The following is a 16,592-nucleotide window of genomic DNA, read 5'->3' on the forward strand; positions in this document are numbered from 1 at the left end:
GAGCTGGATGACACGCCGACCGGGCACCGGCCCCTTACAACCGGTGCCCGGAGAACTATGCGCGGATCCGGTTGCGCACCAGCGTGCCCGACTCGGTCAAGGAGCCGGTGCCGGAGAACGCGCCGGCGTTGCACGTGCCGGGCTTGAACGCGGCGCTGCCCTCGCCCGCGTCGGAGTACGTCCAGTTCGCGTACCCGATCTTCAGCCGGTCGAGGAGGTCGAACCAGGCGTTGCTGCTGGCCACGTCGACGGCGCCGCCACCGGTGTAGGTGACCGTGCCGAACTCGGTGACGAACAGCGGGATCGACGCGGCGGCCCGCTCGACCTCGGCGCGGTAGTTGTCCTTGTGCGACGCGGCGTAGTAGTGGAACGCGTACATGACGTTCGACGCCGAGACCGGGTTGTTGATGATCTCCGACGACGAAGAGCCCTCGGACACGCCCAGCGACGACCAGCCACGGCTGCCGACGATCACGACGGCGTCCGGGTCGTTCGCGCGGATCACCGGGATGACCTGGTCGGCGTAGTTCTTGATCTGCTGCCAGCTGACGCCGTTCGGCTCGTTCGCGATCTCGTAGATCACGTTCTTCTTGGACGCGTGCCGCGCGGACACCTCGCGGAAGAAGGTCTTGGCCCGGTCCAGGTTGTAGTTCGGGTCACCCGGCGTGAGCGTGTGGAAGTCGATCAGCGCGTACATGCCGCGGGCGGTGGCCTTCTCGACGAGGTTGTTGACCTGCGCCGTGAAGCCGCTCGGGTTGGTCTCGTAGCCGCCCTCCTGGACGTACATCGAGATCCGGAAGAGGTCGGCGTTCCACTCGTTCGCGAGCACGTCCAGCGAGGAGTCGGTGTAGCAGCTCGGGAACCACTGCAGACCGTGCGTGCTCATGCCCTTCAGCTGGACCACGTTGCCGTGCTCGTTGCACAGCTTGGTCCCGCACACCTTCAGGTTGCCGTTGACCTGCACCGGGGTGCCGCCGGTCGGCTGGGACGCGGACGCCGAGGGCGAGACCGACGGGGACGCGCTGGGGGAGGAGGGCGCCGGCGAGGAGGTGGCGGGCGACGAGGGTACGACGGAACCGGTGCACGCCTTGCCGTTGACGAGGCACGACGTGGGGCGCCCGGAACCGTTGACGATCATGCCGAAGTTCGCCGAGGAGCCGGCCGCGATCGTCGCGTTCCAGCCGGCCGGCGTGAACGTGTAGGTGGAGCCGGAGACGGCCATCGTCGCGTTCCAGGCCTGGCCCACCGTCGTTCCGGCGGGTAGCGTCAGCTCGACCTTCCAGGTGTTGAGCGTCGACGACGTGTCGTTGGTGACCGTCACCTGGCCCTGGTAGCCGTTGTTCCACGAGTTCTGGACGGCGAACGTCGCGGTCTCGGCGCCGGCCGGCAGCGCGAAGAACGCGGTGCCCGACGCGAGGGCCACGGCGAACGCCGTGGCCAGGATGAGTTTCGCTCTGCGTTTCACTGCGACACCTCGGGGATGGAGGGGGATCGGGTGCTGGGAGCGCTCCCAAGGAGCCCGACTCTAGCCCGATCATCGAGGTGTGTAAAACCGATCAGACCTCCAGCGCCACCGGCACCGGTTGCAGGTCGAGGCGGACCGCCGTGCCCGGGGCGAGCGACGGCAGCTGTCCACTCGGGACCTGCGCCACGACGAGCTGATCGCCGGCGGCGACCGTGACCCGGCTGGTGGGCCGAGGAAGCCGGCCGTGAGCACCCTCGCGTCCGAGGCCGGGTCCGGGGTGACAGCGATCGACTCCGGCCGGACCAGCGCGGTCACCGCGGCGTCCCCGGTGTGCGGCGTGACCAGCGGGAGCCGCGCGCCGAGCACCTCCACCACGTCGCCGGCGGCCGTTCCGGGCAGGCGGTTGCTGAGGCCCACGAAGTCGGCCACGAACGCCGTCGCCGGTCTCAGGTAGACCTCGGACGGCGCGGCCAGCTGCTCCAGCCGGCCGGCCCGCATGACGCCCACCCGGTCGGCGACGGCGCGCGCCTCCTCCTGGTCGTGGGTGACGAAGAGCGTCGTGGTCCCGACCTCGGTCTGGATCCGGCGGATCTCGTCGCGCAGCTGGACCCGTACCTTTGCATCAAGGGCCGACAGCGGCTCGTCCAGAAGGAGCACCCGGGGTTCGATGGCGAGGGCGCGCGCCAGCGCGACCCGCTGCTGCTGGCCGCCGGAGAGCTGGTGCGGGAAACGCTTCGCGAACGCGCCGAGCCCGACGAGATCGAGCATCTCGGCGGCCCGCTTCGCGGCGTCGCGCGAGGAGCGCAGCCGCAGGCCGAACTCCACGTTGCGCTGGGCGTCCAGGTGCGGGAAGAGGCTGTACGCCTGGAACACCATCCCCATGCCGCGCTTGTTCGCCGGCAGCCCGGTGACGTCCTTGCCGCCGACCAGGACCCGTCCGGCGTCGGCGTCGTCGAGGCTGGCCAGGATCCGCAGCGCCGTGGTCTTGCCGCAGCCGGACGGGCCGAGCAGGGCGATCAGCTCGTCCGGCTCGATTCTGAGGTCCAGGTCGTCGAGGGCGCGCGTCGCGCCGAACGTCCGCCGCAAACCCTCGAGATGCACAGCGACACCGGTCATCGGGACTCCTTGGATCTAACGGCGGTCGCCGAAGGGGCTACGGCGGTCGCCGATCAGGGACAGGACGATGAGCAGCACGAACGCCAGCAGCAGCGCCGCGAGCGACACGGCCACCGACATGGTGGCGCTGCTCTTGCCCAGGTAGTCGATGGCGACCCGCAGGTTGGTGCGGTGCAGCAGGGACGCGATGGTGAACTCGCCGAGCACCAGCGCCACGGTGAGGAACGCCGCGGAGAGCACCGCCGAGCGGATGTTCGGCAGCACCACCCGCCAGATCACCGTGGTCCAGCCGGCCCCGAGGCTGCGGGCCGCCTCGGCCAGCGTCTTCACGTCGATCGCGGACAGCCCGGCGTCGATCGCGCGATAGGCGTAGGGCAGGACCAGGATCGTGTACGCGAAGACCAGCGTCAGCGAGGAGCCGCCGAGGAAGTAGTTGACCCACGCGTACACCGGGGCCAGGCCCACCACCAGCACGATGGCCGGGATGGTGAGCGGCAGCAGGCAGAGGAACTCGACGAGCGGGCGCAGCCGCGGCAGCCGCAGCCGGACCCAGATCGCGGTCGGGACGAGAAGGACCAGCATGAGTACGGAGGTGAGCGCCGCCTGCAGGAGCGACGCCACGATCCCGTTCGCGAGGCCGGGATACGTGCTGCTCAGCTCCGGCCAGTTCACCAGCAGCGGCCAGGTCGTCGCGTCCCGGGTGCTGAACTCCACCATGGCGGCCAGCCATCGCGCGGTCCTCCTCTGGAGCAGGGAGTAGAGGGTCATCACGACCGCCACGACGATCACCATGCCGAGCGCCATGGCCTTGCCGAGGTTCGCCTGGCCGAGGACGACCTCGCTGGTCAGGGCGCCGCGGATCTGCAGCGGCACGATCGGGCTGCCCTGGCTCACCAGGGCCGCGGCGGTCGCGTACGCGGAGAACGCGTTCGCGAACAGCAGCAGCGTCGAACCGAGGAACGCCGGGGCGAGCAGCGGGCCGGCCACCCGGGTCCAGTACTGCCACGTGGTGCCGCCGAGGCTCTCGGCCGCCTCCCGCCACTGCGGGCGGATGCCGTCGAGGGCCGGCAGGAAGACGATGACCGTGAGCGGGATCTGGAAGTAGGTGTAGACGAGCGTGAGGCCGGGGAGCTCGAACAGCCAGACGCCCCCGGCGTACAGATCGACGCCGTGCTCCGACAGCCAGAGGGTGAGGAAGCCGGAGAGCCCGATCGTCGCCAGGAAGGCGAAGGCCAGGGTGACGCCGCCGAACTGGGCGAGCACGCCGGCCGCGGCGGTGACCACCCGGCGCAGCACGCCGTCCGGGCGCGTCGTGACCAGGGCGTAGGCGAAGAACGGCACCGTGCCGAGCAGCGCGGCGCCCCGCAGGCGTGGCCGGGTGACCACGCGCCGCGGAGCCGCCGAAGCGATCTCAGCCAATGGCCTTGGCCCAGTTCGCGGTCAGGTACCCCTTCGCCGTGGTGTTCTGCGCCTCGGTCGGGATCACCGGGGTGCCGGCGACCGCGGGCAGGGCGGCGAAGGCAGCCGCGTCGATGGTGCCGGCCTTCTGCATGGCGTCGGCGCGGACCGGGCGGGCGCCGCCCTGGAGCCACAGGTTCTGGCCCTCGTCCGAGTAGAGGAACTCCTGCCAGAGCCGGGCCGCGGCCGGGTGCGGCGCATCCTTGTTGATCGCCTGGGCGTAGTACGAGCCGAGCACCGCGTCGGACGGCAGGAAGACCTTCCAGTTCGGAGTGTTCTTCGACTGCGCGGCGTTCAGGTAGTCCCGGTCGAAGACGACCGGGGTCTGGCCGGACTCGATGCCGGCCTGGGTCGGGTCGCCGTTGAGCGCGACCTTGCCCTTGTACTCGGGCTTCAGCAGGTCGGCCACGTTCGCCGGGGCGGGGACCTGCCCCTTGAGCTGGGTCGCCGCGTTGATCTCGGCCTGGCTCGAGCCGTCCGGCTGCGCCGAGTTGACCTTGATGCCGTACTCGTCGCCGAACGCCTTGATGATCTCGCCGTAGTCGGCCCAGTCCGGCGGCAGGGCGATCACGTTGAGCGCGCCCTCCTTCTTCGCCTCGGCGACCAGGGCGTCCAGGCCACCCAGATCGGCTGCGCTGGTGGCGGTCGCCGCGCTGCTCGACGAGGCCTCGGACTCCTCCTCGGGCGGGGAGCAGGCGGTGGAGAGCGAAATAGGGCCCCGCTCCTCCTGGCGGGGAGGGCGGGGCCCTGGCGTCCGGCCGCGATTGCTGGGGACAGAGGCGACCGGTGCAATGATCCAGTTGCCGGCCGGGCGGGATCCGTTGCCTCGTTGTGACCGGCGTCTCGTCCTGGCATAGTTCGGCCGGTGATCCACAATGGTGCGACACCCGGCCGCCTCGCGGCTCTGCTCGGGGCCGCCGGCATCGCCGTGCACCTGGCGCTCGCCGGGGAGCACGCCGGTCACGCGCCGGCCGCGCTGGCCGGGCTCGCCGTGCTGGCGTTCGCCTGCCTGCCGTGCGGGCTGCGGCTGTGGCGGGCGCCGTCGGACCGGGCCGCCTGGGTCAGCCTGCTCGCGATCAGCGGCCTCATGACGCTGCTGCACCTCGGCATGCGGCCGCAGGGGGCGATGCTGGCCACGGTGCTCGCGGTGCCGGCCGCCCAGATCCTGCTGCTGGGGCTGGAAACCCTGATCAGGCGGCGATCGGCCGTGCCCGATCCGTCGCGAGCTTGACGGCCATCGCGCCGAGGACCGTGCCCATCACCCAGCGCTGCGCGCGCAGCCACCCCGGGCGGCCGGCCAGGAACACCGCGATCGACCCGGCGGCCAGGATGATCAGCAGGTTCACCGCCATGCTGACCGCGATCTGCACCCCGCCGAGCAGGAAGCCCTGCATCATCACGTGGCCCTCGTCCGGGCGGACGAACTGCGGGATCAGCGACAGGTAGAGGATCGCGGCCTTCGGGTTCAGCAGGTTCGTGAGCAGCCCCATCGTGAAGAGACGGCGGTTGTCGTCGTACCCGAGGCCCTGGGTCTGGAAAATCGACGTGCCGCCCGGCCTCAGCGTCTTCCAGGCCAGCCACCCGAGATAGGCGGCGCCGGCCAGCTTCACCGCCAGGTAGATCTCCGGCACCGCGACGAAGAGCACCGAGAGCCCGAGGTTGGTGGCGGTGAGGTAGACCAGGAAGCCGAGCGCCACCCCGGCCAGCGAGACCAGGCCGGCCCGGCGCCCCTGGGTGATGCTCCGGGAGATCAGGTACATCATGTTCGGCCCGGGCGTGAGGACCATGCCGAGGGCGACGGCGGAGACGGCGAGAACCGAGGAGATCGTGACCACGGCTCCAGCCTCGCCCGGCTCCGGCGAGCCCGCGACGACCAATCCGTGGCCGGTGGCTCAGGTGCGGCCGCGCCGGCCGCGCTTCACCCCGTGCGCCTCGGGCATCGGCGCCACCAGGTCGTCCGGCCAGGTGGCCCGCACCGCGCCGTGCGCCTCCCACTCCTCGGCGAGCTCGGCCAGCGTGGTCACGGCCTCGGTCACCTGGGCGTCCGTCCACGGGCACTCGGTGCCGTCGAACGACACCCACGCCTCCCGGACCAGCACCGGCGCCCGGCCGGCCTCGTCCTCCTCGACGGCGCGGTGCACCACGCCCGCGATGAGCTCGGCCATGGTGAGCGCCCGCTTGTGCGCCTCCAGCAGGCGGCGGCTGCGGAGCGCGGCGTCGTGCCGGGGCTTCCCGCTGACCAGCCGCATGTTGGCGAAGACCCCGCCGGCCGCGATCGCCCCGAACACCCCGGCGGTCAGGCCGAGGGCGCGCTCGGTGGCGAAGTGGGCGAGATCGTGGGGAACCCGATGTTTCCGGTCGTAGCCGGGGAGTTGAAGGACGACCCCGTCGCCGCGGTGCACCGTGGCGACGGTGGAGCCGGTACCGCTGTGCGCGAACAAGACCAACATTGGGTCATGCTGCCACCGGCCAGGTCCGCTGGTCATCGCCCGGAAGTGACTATTGCGTCCCTCGCGGATTTCTGATGGGCGGCTTATAGAGTCGAGTCGTTATGCGCCTTTTCGCCAAGGATGCTCCCGCCGCTCTCGGGCCGGCGTGAGCGTCGCAACCCCGCTGCTCGTGGTGCTGCTGATCGACCGCCCGCACTGGTCGATGTACGCCGCGTTCGGCGCCTTCACCTCCCTCTATGGCCGCACCCGCTCCGGCACGGAACGCTTCACGATGCAGTGCGGCGCCGCGTCGGCGCTGGTCACCGCGGTGCTGCTGGGCGTGCTCACCGGCGTCCTCGAGGCGCGCACCTGGCCGGCCGTCCTGATCGCGGCCCTGATCGGCGGCGCCGGGACCGTCCTGGCCACGCTCGCCGAATGGCATCCGCCCGGCGCGCTCTTCCTGGTCTTCGCGTTCGGCGCGGTCGCGTCGGTGCCGCACCGGCTCGCCGACCTCCCGGCGGCGGTGGCGGTGGCCGCCGCGAGCGCCGCGTTCTCCCTGCTCGTCGCGAACGCGCCGGCCCTCGCGCGAGCTCTTCCGGGCGGCGGGCCGCGTGCCGCGTCCTCCGCCGATCGTGAGTTCCGGCCCCTCGATGTACGGACGAAGCTCCGGCACACGATGCCCGCGGCGATGTCGACCGCCGCCTCGGCCCTGGTGGCCGGCACCGTGGCGACCGGGTTCGGCATCGGCCACCCGTACTGGGCGACGGTCGCGGCCGTGGCCCCGCTGTCGGCCCGGGGCCGGACCGCCCAGCTGGTCCGGGCCGGCCACCGCATCGCCGGCACCCTCGGCGGCCTGCTGCTGGCCGCGGTGATCCTGGCGCCCGGCTTCGGCCCGTACACGGCCGTGGCGATCCTGGCGGTCCTGCAGGTGGCGGCCGAACTGGTGGTGGCCCGCAACTACGGGGTGGCGATGCTCTTCATCACCCCGCTGGCGCTGCTGATGAACCAGGTGGCGGCGCCGCGCCCTCCCGTCGATCTGCTGTGGGACCGCGGGCTGGAGACGGTGATCGGCGGGGCCGTCGCCTGCCTGGTGATCCTGGCCGCGCACCGGTTGACGAGCCCGCGCCCCTGACGTCCCCGCGCCGGTCCCGCGCCGGTCCCGTGCCGGCGTGTTGAGTTGGGGTGTGGAGTGGACCTCAATTCAACACGCTGTGCTGGTGCGGCGTTGGTGTGTTGAGTTCGGGTGTGGAGTGGACCTCAAGTCAACACGCTGTGCCGGTGTGGCGTTGGTGTGTTGAGTTCGGGTGCGGAGTGGACCTCAAGTCAACACGCTGTGCTGGTGCGGCGTTGGTGTGTTGAGTTCGGGTGCGGAGCGGACCTCAAGTCAACACGTGGGGCGGGTGCCGTGCCGTGTGTTGAGTTGGGGTGTGGGGTGGACCTGAACTCAACACGTGGGGCGGGTGTGGCGTGGAAGGGGCGCTGTCGTCATGACAGCGCCCCTTGATGCGTGAACGGTCAGCGGGACGGGTGGCTGTGTGATCCGCCGCTGCTCGCCGCCGCGGCGGCCGCCGCGGAGGCCGACGGGGACGCCAGGTCGCCCTTGAGCCGGCCGACCGTGTAGACCGCGTGCGCGGCCGCGTCGCCGAGTTCGCTCAGCGACCGGTTGTTCAGGTTGCTGATGTCGTCGCACGCCTCGTGGTAGCACGGGTCGTACGGCTCACCGGCAGTGCCGCCGTACTCCGCGGCCTGCTCCTCGGTCTTGACCCCTTCGGCGCCGCTGAAGAGACCACCGGCCGGGATGTCGACGGCGATGAACGGGCCGTAGTCGGAGCGGCCGTCGAAGGCGGTCGGGTCGCTGGCGAGGCCCTGCGAGGCGAAGTAGTCGGTGAAGACCGACTCGATCTCGCCGGAGCCGGCCGGGCCGGCGGTGCCGGTGTCCGAGCCGTCGCCGTCGTAGACGAACCGCACGTAGTTCGGCGAGCCGACCATGTCGAAGTTCAGGTTCGCGTAGATGGAGGACAGCTGCGCCTCGGAGAGCGAGGCGACGTAGTGCTCGGAGCCCAGCAGGCCGGCCTCCTCGGCGCCCCAGAACGCGAACCGCAGCCTCTGGTTCGTCTTGATCTTCAGAGCGGAGACCTGCTCGGCGATCTCCAGGATGGTGGCGGAACCGCTGCCGTTGTCGTTGATGCCCGGCCCGGCGGTGACCGAGTCGAGGTGCGCGCCGACGACCAGGACGCGGTTCGGGTCGCCGCCCCGGCTGTCCGCGATGATGTTGCTGGTGGTCGCGTTCGGGTCGGTGAACGTGCTGGTCACCACGCGCAGCGTCACCACGCCGGCGGCGGCCTCGGCGGCGAGGGCGCTGCCGTCGGCGAAGCTGAGGCCGACGACCGGCAGGTCGAACGGGCCGCCCAGGGTGCCGGTGAGCAGCGTGTCCCGGCCCGGCTGACCCTCATTGAAGATGATCACCGCGTCGTAGCCGGCGGTCCTCGCGTTCGCAGCCTTGACCGCGAAGTCGCAGCCGCCCCGCTGGATCAGGGCGATCTGCGGAGCCGTCGCCGAGGCCGGCGTGAAGTCGGTGACCGCGCAGCCCGCCGCGGAGCTCGGCTCGGGGGTCGGCGGCAGCACGTTGTTCAGCGCCGGGACCACCTGGCCGGTGACGTCGCCGGTGCCGGAGAAGTCGAACGTGTGGGTCTCGTAGGCCGGTCCGGCCGGGGAGACCCGGGTGAGCTGGGCCGGGGCCAGCTCGTCGAAGAACGGGAAGATGAACTTCTGCTCGGTGACCCGGTAGCCGGCCCGCTGCAGCTTCTTCTTCACGTACGCGGCGCTGGCCTCGTAGCCGGGTGTGCCGGAGGCACGGGTGTCGTCGTTCCGGTCGGCGATCTTCTGGAACGCCTTGAGATGGTCCCGGACACCGCCGACGGTGACGGCCTCGCGCAGGCGCTTGGAGCTCTCGGGATGGTGGCCGTGGCCGTGTCCTCCGGCGGTCGCCGGTGCCGCGGCCAGGGTGACGAGCAGTGTCGCGATGGCGGGTATGGCCGATCTACGCAACGAAACTCTCCTCCGTGCGACGGTCGCGATCCGCCGCCGGAGCAGTCCGGCGCGAGCCCGCGACATCGAGGGTTGTCAGCGCGCAGATTAACCCGCCTGGATGTCCGCGGGAAGCGGATCGCGCGCACGTGTCACTCTGGGAGGAGTAGACGATGCGGAGGGTGGCATGTCCGAGGCGCGACCCAACACCGAGACCTTCGAGTACGCGGGGGCGACCGTCCAGCTCGTCGACGCCGTCACCCTGCTCGCGGCGGCCCGGGTGAACCCGGTCGAGCTGCTGCGCCGGGCGACCTGGCCGCCGCCGGTGCAGCGGGTCGACCTGACCGTGTCGGCGGACGGCGCCGACCACGTGTTCACGGCCCGCATCGCGGCCGGCGCCGAGCCGATGTCGACCGAGAAGATGCGCAGGATCGTGCTCGGCAACGACCCGCTCGGACTCCTGTTGTCGAAGCGGATAGCCGCCGGCGACCCGGTGGCGACCAGGATCGTGGACGGCGTCGGAACGGCGGCCGCCGCGGCGTACCGGAGGCTCGGTCTTGATCGTCCCCCGGGCCCGGCGGCCGAACGCGAACCGGGAGTCCTCGCCGACGCCGCGGTGGGTCTCCAGGCGAGCGTGACCTACGAGGAGGGCGGGACGATCGCCCGGCTCGAGGCGCGGGTGCCGCGCGACACGGTCGGGCCGGAGCATCTGCGCGCCTTCGTGACGCTGACCCTGCAGGCGGTGCTGGAGGTGAGCGAGCCGGACGCGCTGCGGGGGCGGCACTACGTGGTGAGCCGGGAGAGCCTGCCGAAGACGCCGGTGACCACTCAGGCGGTCACGCTGGACATGGTCGGCGGGCTGGCCGACGTGGTGTCGGAGCTGCGCCAGGTGGCGGTCTCCTTCCGCCATCCGGAGGCGATGGCACGGTGGGGGGCCCGTCGCCCTCAGGGCATTCTCATGTACGGGCCTCCGGGCACCGGCAAGACCATGCTGTCCCGGGCCCTGGCCAACGAGATCGGCGCCGACTTCCGGGAGATCCGCACCCCGGAGATCCTCGACAAGTGGCTCGGCGGCTCGGAGCGCAACATCAAGCAGATCTTCCGGGACGCCCGCCGCTACCGCGTGCCGACCCTCATGCTGTTCGACGAGTTCGACTCGATCGTCAGCTACGCGGGCGCCGGCGGGGACGCGGCCAGCCAGGCGCTGAACGCGGTCGCCGGCATCTTCAAGCAGGAGATGAACGACCTCATCGAGGCCAACCCGAACGTCCTGGTCGTGGCGACCACCAACTTCCCCGGCCGGGTCGACGAGTCGCTGATCCGTTCCGGTCGCTTCGACATCAAGGTGAGCGTCCCGAAACCGGACGAGACGGCCCGCGCCGAGATCTTCCGCAAGATGGTCCGCGCCCTGATCGCCGCGCACGAGACCCCGGGCTTCCGGATGTTCGCCGACGACCTCGACTTCGGCGCCCTCGGCGTGGCCGCCACCGGCATGACCGGCGCCGACATCAAGGAGATCCTGCGCCGCGTCCAGCTCACCAAGGCGATGCAGGACGCCCGCGGCGCCGGCGCCGACCCGATCTCCCAGCACGATCTCCTCGACGCGGTCCGGGCCCTGCGAGGCGGCGTCTAGGTGTCCGGGGCGCCGGGGCGACCCGCCGCTCAGTGATGCCGGGCGGTTGCCGAACGGGGAGGGTGTGGGGTTCCGGCCGGTGGCGGCACTGCGTCGTGGGGAGTGGCCGCCGACGCTGACCCTGGTGGCGCTGATGCTCGTGGTGCTGGTGGTGCCGGTCTACCTGATCACCCTCCGTGCCTTCGATCAGCTGGAGCGCAGCGAGCTGGGCCAGGAGGCCGAGGAGCTGCGGGTGGCGATCGGCGCGCACGCCCAGCGCCTGCGCGACTTCGGCGTCACGAACTCGATCTGGACCGGCCTGCACGACGACCTCGCGCGCGGCGACGACCGGCAGTTCGCCGTCGACCTGCCGCCGGCGGTGCTGCGCGAGCAGTACGGCATCACCGGGGCGGCCGGTGTCGACGCGACCGGCCGGATCGTGGTGGGCGGGGTGATGCGCGGCGACGCCTACGCCCCGATGCCGGCGCCGTTCGGCGACCCGGCCACCATGCGCGGCTACATCAGGCCCGGCGCGCCCGCGGCCGAGGGCTTCTGCGGCCTCACCAGCGTGACCGGCGAGCCGGCCGAGTTCTGCAGCTTCCCGGTCTACCGGGACTCCGGCACCGGGGCGTCCGCCGGATCGCTGCTGCTGGTCCGGGCCCTGGACGCGGCCGGGGTGGGCTCACTGGCCGGGCAGACCGACGACTCGATCACGCTGCGGGACGCGCCGCGCGCGGGCGCCGAGCCACTGCGCGAGCTGGACAGCCCGTTCGGGACGATCGCCGTGAGCACCGTGCCGGCCGGCGACGAGATCGCGGTGGCCTGCACGATCACCGGCGTGGACGGCGTCGCGGTGACCCTCGAGTCGCTGAACGAGCGGTCGATCCACGGGCTGGCGCAGTCCACCCTGCTGCGCCTCGGCGGGGTGGTGCTGCTCAGCGTGGCACTGGCCGGTCTGATGATCGCGATGGCGCAGCGGCGGGCGGTCCGCGTCCAGGTGAGGCCGCTCCGCCGTACCGTTGAAAAGATCATGAAATCCGGTGACCTGGCGCTGCGCGTGCCGCCCGCCGCCGGTCCGGACATCGACGCGGTAGGCCGGGCGATCAACGACATGCTCGCCGAGATCGCGCGCGAGTCCGCAGAGATCGAAGAGATGAGGGTACGTCAGGAGCACGACCGCGAGGACCGTCTCCAGGAGCAGGAACAGCACCGGAGGGAGACGGCCGACCGGGTGCGCGCCGAGTCCGAGCAGATCATCAGCGGGGTGTCCGGACGGCTCGGCGACGCGGTCCGCGGTGTGGACGCGGTGCGCGCCTCGGTCGGCGACATCACCGCGGGATCGGCGGCTGCCCGGATCGCCACCGATCGGATGGCCGGAAACGCCGAGCAGGCCGACCGCGCCGTCGAGGCGCTCACGGTGAGCCTGCCGGCCACCCGGGACCTGGTCGCGCTGATCGCCTCGATCGCCGGGCAGACCCGGATGCTCGCGCTGAACGCCACCATCGAGGCGGCCCGCGCCGGACCGGCCGGGCTCGGCTTCGCGGTGGTCGCCGACGAGGTCCGCAAGCTGGCCGACGACACCGCCGAGTCCGCCGAGCGGATCACCGCGACGCTCGGCACGCTCACCAGCACCGCCACCGACGTCTCCGGCGCGGTCGCCACGATGACCGAGGCGATCGCGAGTGTCCGGGTGGCGATCGGCCAGGTCAGCTCGGTCGCCGACGACCAGCAGGAGACCATCGGCGCGCTCGTGGCCCAGGTCCGCGACGCGCTCGGCGGCATCGGAGAGCTGGCGGCCGGTCCCGGGCACACAGGTGGTTCGCAGCGGCGTGTGGGGTAATCACTCGCCATGCCGACCTCCGCCCCTCCCATCTCGGTCGCCGCCCGGAACCGGGTGGCGTTCCCGTTGCTCGTCCCGTTCGTGCTGCTCGCGTCGCTGGTGGCGGTGCGCTGGCCGCCGCTGCACGACCTCGACGAGTCGGTCTCGGCGCGGATGCACGAGGTGGCGCTCGCCAGTCCCGGCTGGGTGGACACCATGACCTGGCTGACCCACCTGCTCAGCCCGACCGCCTGGCGGGTCGCCGTGCTGGCCCTGGTGATCTGGCTGTGGCGCCGGGACGCCCGATCGGTGGCGATCTGGGCGGCGATCACGATGATCGCGGGCGGGCTGCTCGGGGCCGTGCTGAAGCTGCTGTTCAGCCGGGCCCGGCCGGAGTTCCTGGAACCGGTCGCGAAGGCCTCCGGGTACGCGTTCCCGTCCGGGCACGCCCTCAACGCGGCCCTCGGCGCCGCCGTCCTCCTGCTGGTGCTGACGCCGATGGTGCGCGGCCGCCGGCTCGCGACGGCCGGGCTCTGGGCCGCCGCGATCGTCCTGCCGCTGGTCACCGCGCTCACCCGGGTGGTCCTCGGGGTGCACTGGCTCAGCGACGTGACGGCCGGCCTCTTCCTCGGCGCGGCGATCGCTGTCGCATCGGCGGCCATCCATTCCCGCCGAGGTGTGCCGGAGCCCGTGGAAGGGTAAACGCAGCGACCATGTTCGCTGTCGTCAAACAGGCCGCCACCAGAATCGTGCTGCCGATCGGCACCCTGCTGGTCTTCCTGATCGGACTCGGACTCCTGCTCACCCACCAGGCGGCGCACTGGTGGCCGCTGACCGTCGAGGACGGCGTGAACCGCGAGTTCGAGGCGGAGCGCTTCGAACCGCTCACCCGGATCTCCGGATGGGTCAGCGCGGTCGCCAACACCGGCTGGATCATCGCGGTCACCGCGGCCGTCGCGGCGATCCTCTGGCTGGTGCTGCGCCGCTGGCAGGAGCCGGTCTTCCTGTGCCTCGCGGTGACCGCGCAGGCGCTCGTCTTCTACTTCACCACGAAGGCGATCGACCGGCCCCGCCCGGACGTGCAGCGGCTCGACGAGTCCCCGCCGACCAGCAGTTTCCCGTCCGGGCACACGTCCGCGGCGGTGGCGCTCTACCTCGGCCTGGCGCTGCTGCTGGCCGGCCTGGCCCGGCACACCTGGCTCAAGGCCCTCTGCTGGGCGCTGGTCCTCGTGCCGATCGGGGTGGCGTTCTCCCGGATGTACCGCGGCATGCACCACCCGAGCGACGTGGTCGCCGCCTTCATCAACGGAACCACCTGTGTCGTGGTCATGTCGCGGGCCATATTGGACCGTAGGGTAGGCCCATGGCGACGCTCGACTTCCCTTCCCCGCCCGCGCCGAACGGCTTCAGCCCCGTCGTCGGGATCGCTCCGGGCAGCCGGCTGATCATCACTTCCGGTCAGGTGGCGATGGCCGCCGACGGCAGCATTCCGGCCGGCTGGGAGGCGCAGACCCGGCTCGTCTTCCAGAACCTGACGGCGGTGCTCGCGGCGGCCGGCGCCGGCTGGCCGGACGTCGTGAAGCTGACCTACTTCGTGACCGGGGTCGGCGACCTGCCGGCCGTGCGCCGCGTCCGCGACGAGTTCGTCGACACGTTGCAGCCGCCGGCCAGCTCCCTCGTCCAGGTGGCCGGCCTGTTCCTCCCCGGCCTGCTGATCGAGGTGGAGGCGACGGCAGCGGTGCCGGCGTGACGGCCCGCATGCGGTTCACCAAGTGGGGCGGCAAGCTGCACTGGCACTACGCGCTGGAGCCTATCGGCTCCGATCGGCACGGTCTCTGGTTCGGCGCGCGCGCCGGGACGATCATGCAGCGAGGGTACGAGGAACCCGTCCCGCAGCCACACGACTTCGTGACCCTCGTGCCCTACGCCGAGGACTGGATCGCGAGCTTCAACCCGTCGTCGGCCGATACCGACGTGGCGGTCTATCTCGACGTGACGACGCTTCCCTCGTACACGGAAGGGGTGGTCTCTGCCGTTGATCTGGACCTCGATGTGGTCCGGCTCTTCGACGGCTCGGTGCGCGTGCTCGACGAGGACGAATTCGCCGAGCATCAGGTGATCTACGGATACCCGGAGCCGGTGATCGCGAAAGCGCTCGCGACCACCGGCGATCTGGTCGGCCGGCTCAGCGCCGGGATCGAGCCGTTCGAGACGGCGGCGGCCTCCCGGCTCTCGGCATATCTCAGTAGCTCAGCAGGCCCGCGTTGATCTGCTCCCACCTGGCGCGCAGCTCGGCGACGATCTCGGGGTGCTTCGCGGCGAGGTTGGCCTGCTCGCGCGGGTCGGCCTCGACGTCGTAGAGGGCGTCGCTGGTGGAGAGCCGCAGGTACTTCCACCTGCCGCGGCGCAGGGCGCGGTTGGCCCGGGTCCGCCAGAAGATGTCGCGCTCCGGCACGTCCGAGCCGCGCAGCAGATAGCCGGCGAGGCTGGTGCCGTCGAGCGGATAGGCCCGGTCGGGTGCGGCGCCGGCGATCTCCAGCAGCGTGGCCGTCCAGTCGTGAGTGACCACCGGCTCGTGGCTGACCTGGCCCGCGCGGATCCGGGCCGGCCAGCGCAGGATCGTCGGCACCCGGATGCCGCCCTCGCTCAGGCTGCCCTTGTTGCCGGTGAGCGGCCAGTTGTAGGAGAACCGCTCGCCGCCGTTGTCGCTCGCGAAGACGACCAGGGTGTTCTCCTCCTGGCCGGTCTGCCGGAGCGCGGTCAGCACCTGGCCGATGCGCCTGTCCAGGTTCTCCACCATCTTGACGTAGGTCTCCAGCGACCCGCCGTCGTTGTGGAAGATCGCCTGGACGTCGCCCGCCTTGATCCGGGCGGTGATCTCCTCGCTGATCCTCCGGTCGCCCGGCGCCTCCCAGGGCCAGTGCGGGCTGGTGAAGTTGAGGTTGAGCAGCCAGGGCCCGTCATGCTTTTTGCGGATATATCCCTCAGCCTTGTCGGCGATGACGTCGGTGTAGTACCGGCCGTCGTTCTCGACCGCGGTCTCGCCCTCGAACAGGTCGTACTTCCCGGTGTGGCTGTACTTCGAGTAGTAGTCCACGCCGCCCGAGTAGTTGCCGAAGAAGTAGTCCCAGCCGGTCCGCAGCGGGCTGAAGTTCGGCAGGAAACCGCCGTGCCACTTGCCGATCAGCGCGGTCGCGTAGCCCTGCCGCTTCAGCAGCGACGCCAGCGTCGGGTGGGTGGCCGGGATGCCGTCCCGCTCGTTGACGCTGCCGATCGGCTCGGGCAGGCCGCCCGGGGTGCGGCCGGGGAGGCGGCCGGTGTAGAGCGCCACCCGGGTCGGCGAGCAGACCGCGCCGGCCGAGTAGCCCTGGGTGAACCGCACGCCGCCCCGGGCCAGCCGATCCAGGTTCGGCGTGCTGATGTCCGGCGAGCCGTAGCTGCTCAGGTCGGCCCAGCCCAGGTCGTCGGCGAGGATGAACAGGATGTTCGGTCGCCTGGCGCTTCCCCTTTCGGCTTTGAACGGGGTCTCGATGGGGGCGGCGCCGGCCTCCGCCGGGATGGCGGTCACTGCGGCAGCGCCGGCGAGCGCGCCGAAAACCCCGCGGCGGGTGGTCCCACGGTTCGTCACATCGTCTCCTGTGGATCTCGGAAGGCGCTGCCGACATT

General features: G+C 71.5%; 16 protein-coding genes. 8 read left to right on the forward strand and 8 right to left on the reverse strand.

What is annotated here, in order from left to right:
* Positions 1-55 precede the first annotated feature (55 nt).
* From AB0G10_RS28940 to AB0G10_RS28955, 4 genes are all read right to left on the reverse strand, one after another.
* Entirely contained in the window at positions 56-1,465 is a 1,410-nt protein-coding gene (locus AB0G10_RS28940) for a cellulase family glycosylhydrolase (protein WP_360928431.1), read from the reverse strand.
* A 69-nt stretch (positions 1,466-1,534) separates the two neighbouring features.
* Positions 1,535-2,581 (reverse strand): ABC transporter ATP-binding protein, encoded by a 1,047-nt coding sequence (locus AB0G10_RS28945; protein ID WP_360928434.1) that lies wholly within the window; start codon positions 2,579-2,581, stop codon positions 1,535-1,537.
* A 15-nt stretch (positions 2,582-2,596) separates the two neighbouring features.
* A complete protein-coding gene (locus tag AB0G10_RS28950) occupies positions 2,597-4,000 on the reverse strand; it encodes an ABC transporter permease subunit (protein WP_360928437.1) in 1,404 nt (467 codons plus the stop codon).
* Entirely contained in the window at positions 3,993-4,913 is a 921-nt protein-coding gene (locus AB0G10_RS28955; RefSeq protein WP_360928440.1) for an extracellular solute-binding protein, read from the reverse strand. Before AB0G10_RS28955 ends, AB0G10_RS28950 begins: the two co-directional genes overlap by 8 nt.
* Here AB0G10_RS28955 and AB0G10_RS28960 point away from each other — a divergent pair.
* Positions 4,905-5,270 (forward strand): hypothetical protein, encoded by a 366-nt coding sequence (locus AB0G10_RS28960; RefSeq protein ID WP_360928443.1) that lies wholly within the window; start codon positions 4,905-4,907, stop codon positions 5,268-5,270. The two genes, AB0G10_RS28955 and AB0G10_RS28960, sit on opposite strands and share 9 nt — an antisense overlap.
* Here AB0G10_RS28960 and AB0G10_RS28965 read toward each other — a convergent pair.
* Positions 5,230-5,874 (reverse strand): LysE family translocator, encoded by a 645-nt coding sequence (locus tag AB0G10_RS28965; protein ID WP_360928446.1) that lies wholly within the window; start codon positions 5,872-5,874, stop codon positions 5,230-5,232. The two genes, AB0G10_RS28960 and AB0G10_RS28965, sit on opposite strands and share 41 nt — an antisense overlap.
* A gap of 57 nt (positions 5,875-5,931) precedes the next feature.
* Positions 5,932-6,489, reverse strand: a complete 558-nt coding sequence (locus tag AB0G10_RS28970) for a hypothetical protein (protein WP_360928448.1) — start codon at positions 6,487-6,489, stop codon at positions 5,932-5,934.
* 145 nt (positions 6,490-6,634) lie between these two features.
* Between AB0G10_RS28970 and AB0G10_RS28975 the strand changes: the two genes are divergently transcribed.
* Positions 6,635-7,600, forward strand: coding sequence for an FUSC family protein (locus AB0G10_RS28975; protein WP_360928451.1), 966 nt, complete (start codon positions 6,635-6,637; stop codon positions 7,598-7,600).
* Between the two features lie 383 nt (positions 7,601-7,983).
* Here the strand turns inward: AB0G10_RS28975 and AB0G10_RS28980 are convergent, their stop codons facing one another.
* Positions 7,984-9,516 carry a M20/M25/M40 family metallo-hydrolase gene (locus tag AB0G10_RS28980; protein ID WP_360928454.1) on the reverse strand — a complete coding sequence of 511 codons (1,533 nt, stop codon included), beginning with the start codon at positions 9,514-9,516 and terminating at the stop codon, positions 7,984-7,986.
* 166 nt (positions 9,517-9,682) lie between these two features.
* Between AB0G10_RS28980 and AB0G10_RS28985 the strand changes: the two genes are divergently transcribed.
* The 6 genes from AB0G10_RS28985 to AB0G10_RS29010 all read left to right on the forward strand — a co-directional run bounded on the left by AB0G10_RS28985 (position 9,683) and on the right by AB0G10_RS29010 (position 15,194).
* Positions 9,683-11,128 (forward strand): ATP-binding protein, encoded by a 1,446-nt coding sequence (locus AB0G10_RS28985; protein ID WP_360928457.1) that lies wholly within the window; start codon positions 9,683-9,685, stop codon positions 11,126-11,128.
* Between the two features lie 79 nt (positions 11,129-11,207).
* A complete protein-coding gene (locus AB0G10_RS28990) occupies positions 11,208-12,947 on the forward strand; it encodes a methyl-accepting chemotaxis protein (RefSeq protein WP_360928460.1) in 1,740 nt (579 codons plus the stop codon).
* A 9-nt stretch (positions 12,948-12,956) separates the two neighbouring features.
* Positions 12,957-13,628, forward strand: coding sequence for a phosphatase PAP2 family protein (locus AB0G10_RS28995; RefSeq protein ID WP_360928463.1), 672 nt, complete (start codon positions 12,957-12,959; stop codon positions 13,626-13,628).
* An 11-nt stretch (positions 13,629-13,639) separates the two neighbouring features.
* Positions 13,640-14,371: a phosphatase PAP2 family protein gene (locus tag AB0G10_RS29000; protein WP_360928466.1), complete on the forward strand. Its 732-nt coding sequence runs from the start codon at positions 13,640-13,642 to the stop codon at positions 14,369-14,371.
* Positions 14,290-14,676 carry a RidA family protein gene (locus AB0G10_RS29005; protein WP_360928469.1) on the forward strand — a complete coding sequence of 129 codons (387 nt, stop codon included), beginning with the start codon at positions 14,290-14,292 and terminating at the stop codon, positions 14,674-14,676. The genes AB0G10_RS29000 and AB0G10_RS29005 overlap by 82 nt, the downstream gene beginning before the upstream one ends.
* Entirely contained in the window at positions 14,673-15,194 is a 522-nt protein-coding gene (locus AB0G10_RS29010) for a DUF402 domain-containing protein (protein ID WP_360928472.1), read from the forward strand. The genes AB0G10_RS29005 and AB0G10_RS29010 overlap by 4 nt, the downstream gene beginning before the upstream one ends.
* On the opposite strand, the gene AB0G10_RS29015 is transcribed toward AB0G10_RS29010, so the two are convergent.
* Positions 15,169-16,554 (reverse strand): sulfatase-like hydrolase/transferase, encoded by a 1,386-nt coding sequence (locus AB0G10_RS29015; protein ID WP_360928474.1) that lies wholly within the window; start codon positions 16,552-16,554, stop codon positions 15,169-15,171. The two genes, AB0G10_RS29010 and AB0G10_RS29015, sit on opposite strands and share 26 nt — an antisense overlap.
* Positions 16,555-16,592: the final 38 nt, after the last annotated feature.

This window comes from Actinoplanes sp. NPDC023714, assembly GCF_040639855.1.
Lineage (GTDB): Bacteria > Actinomycetota > Actinomycetes > Mycobacteriales > Micromonosporaceae > Actinoplanes.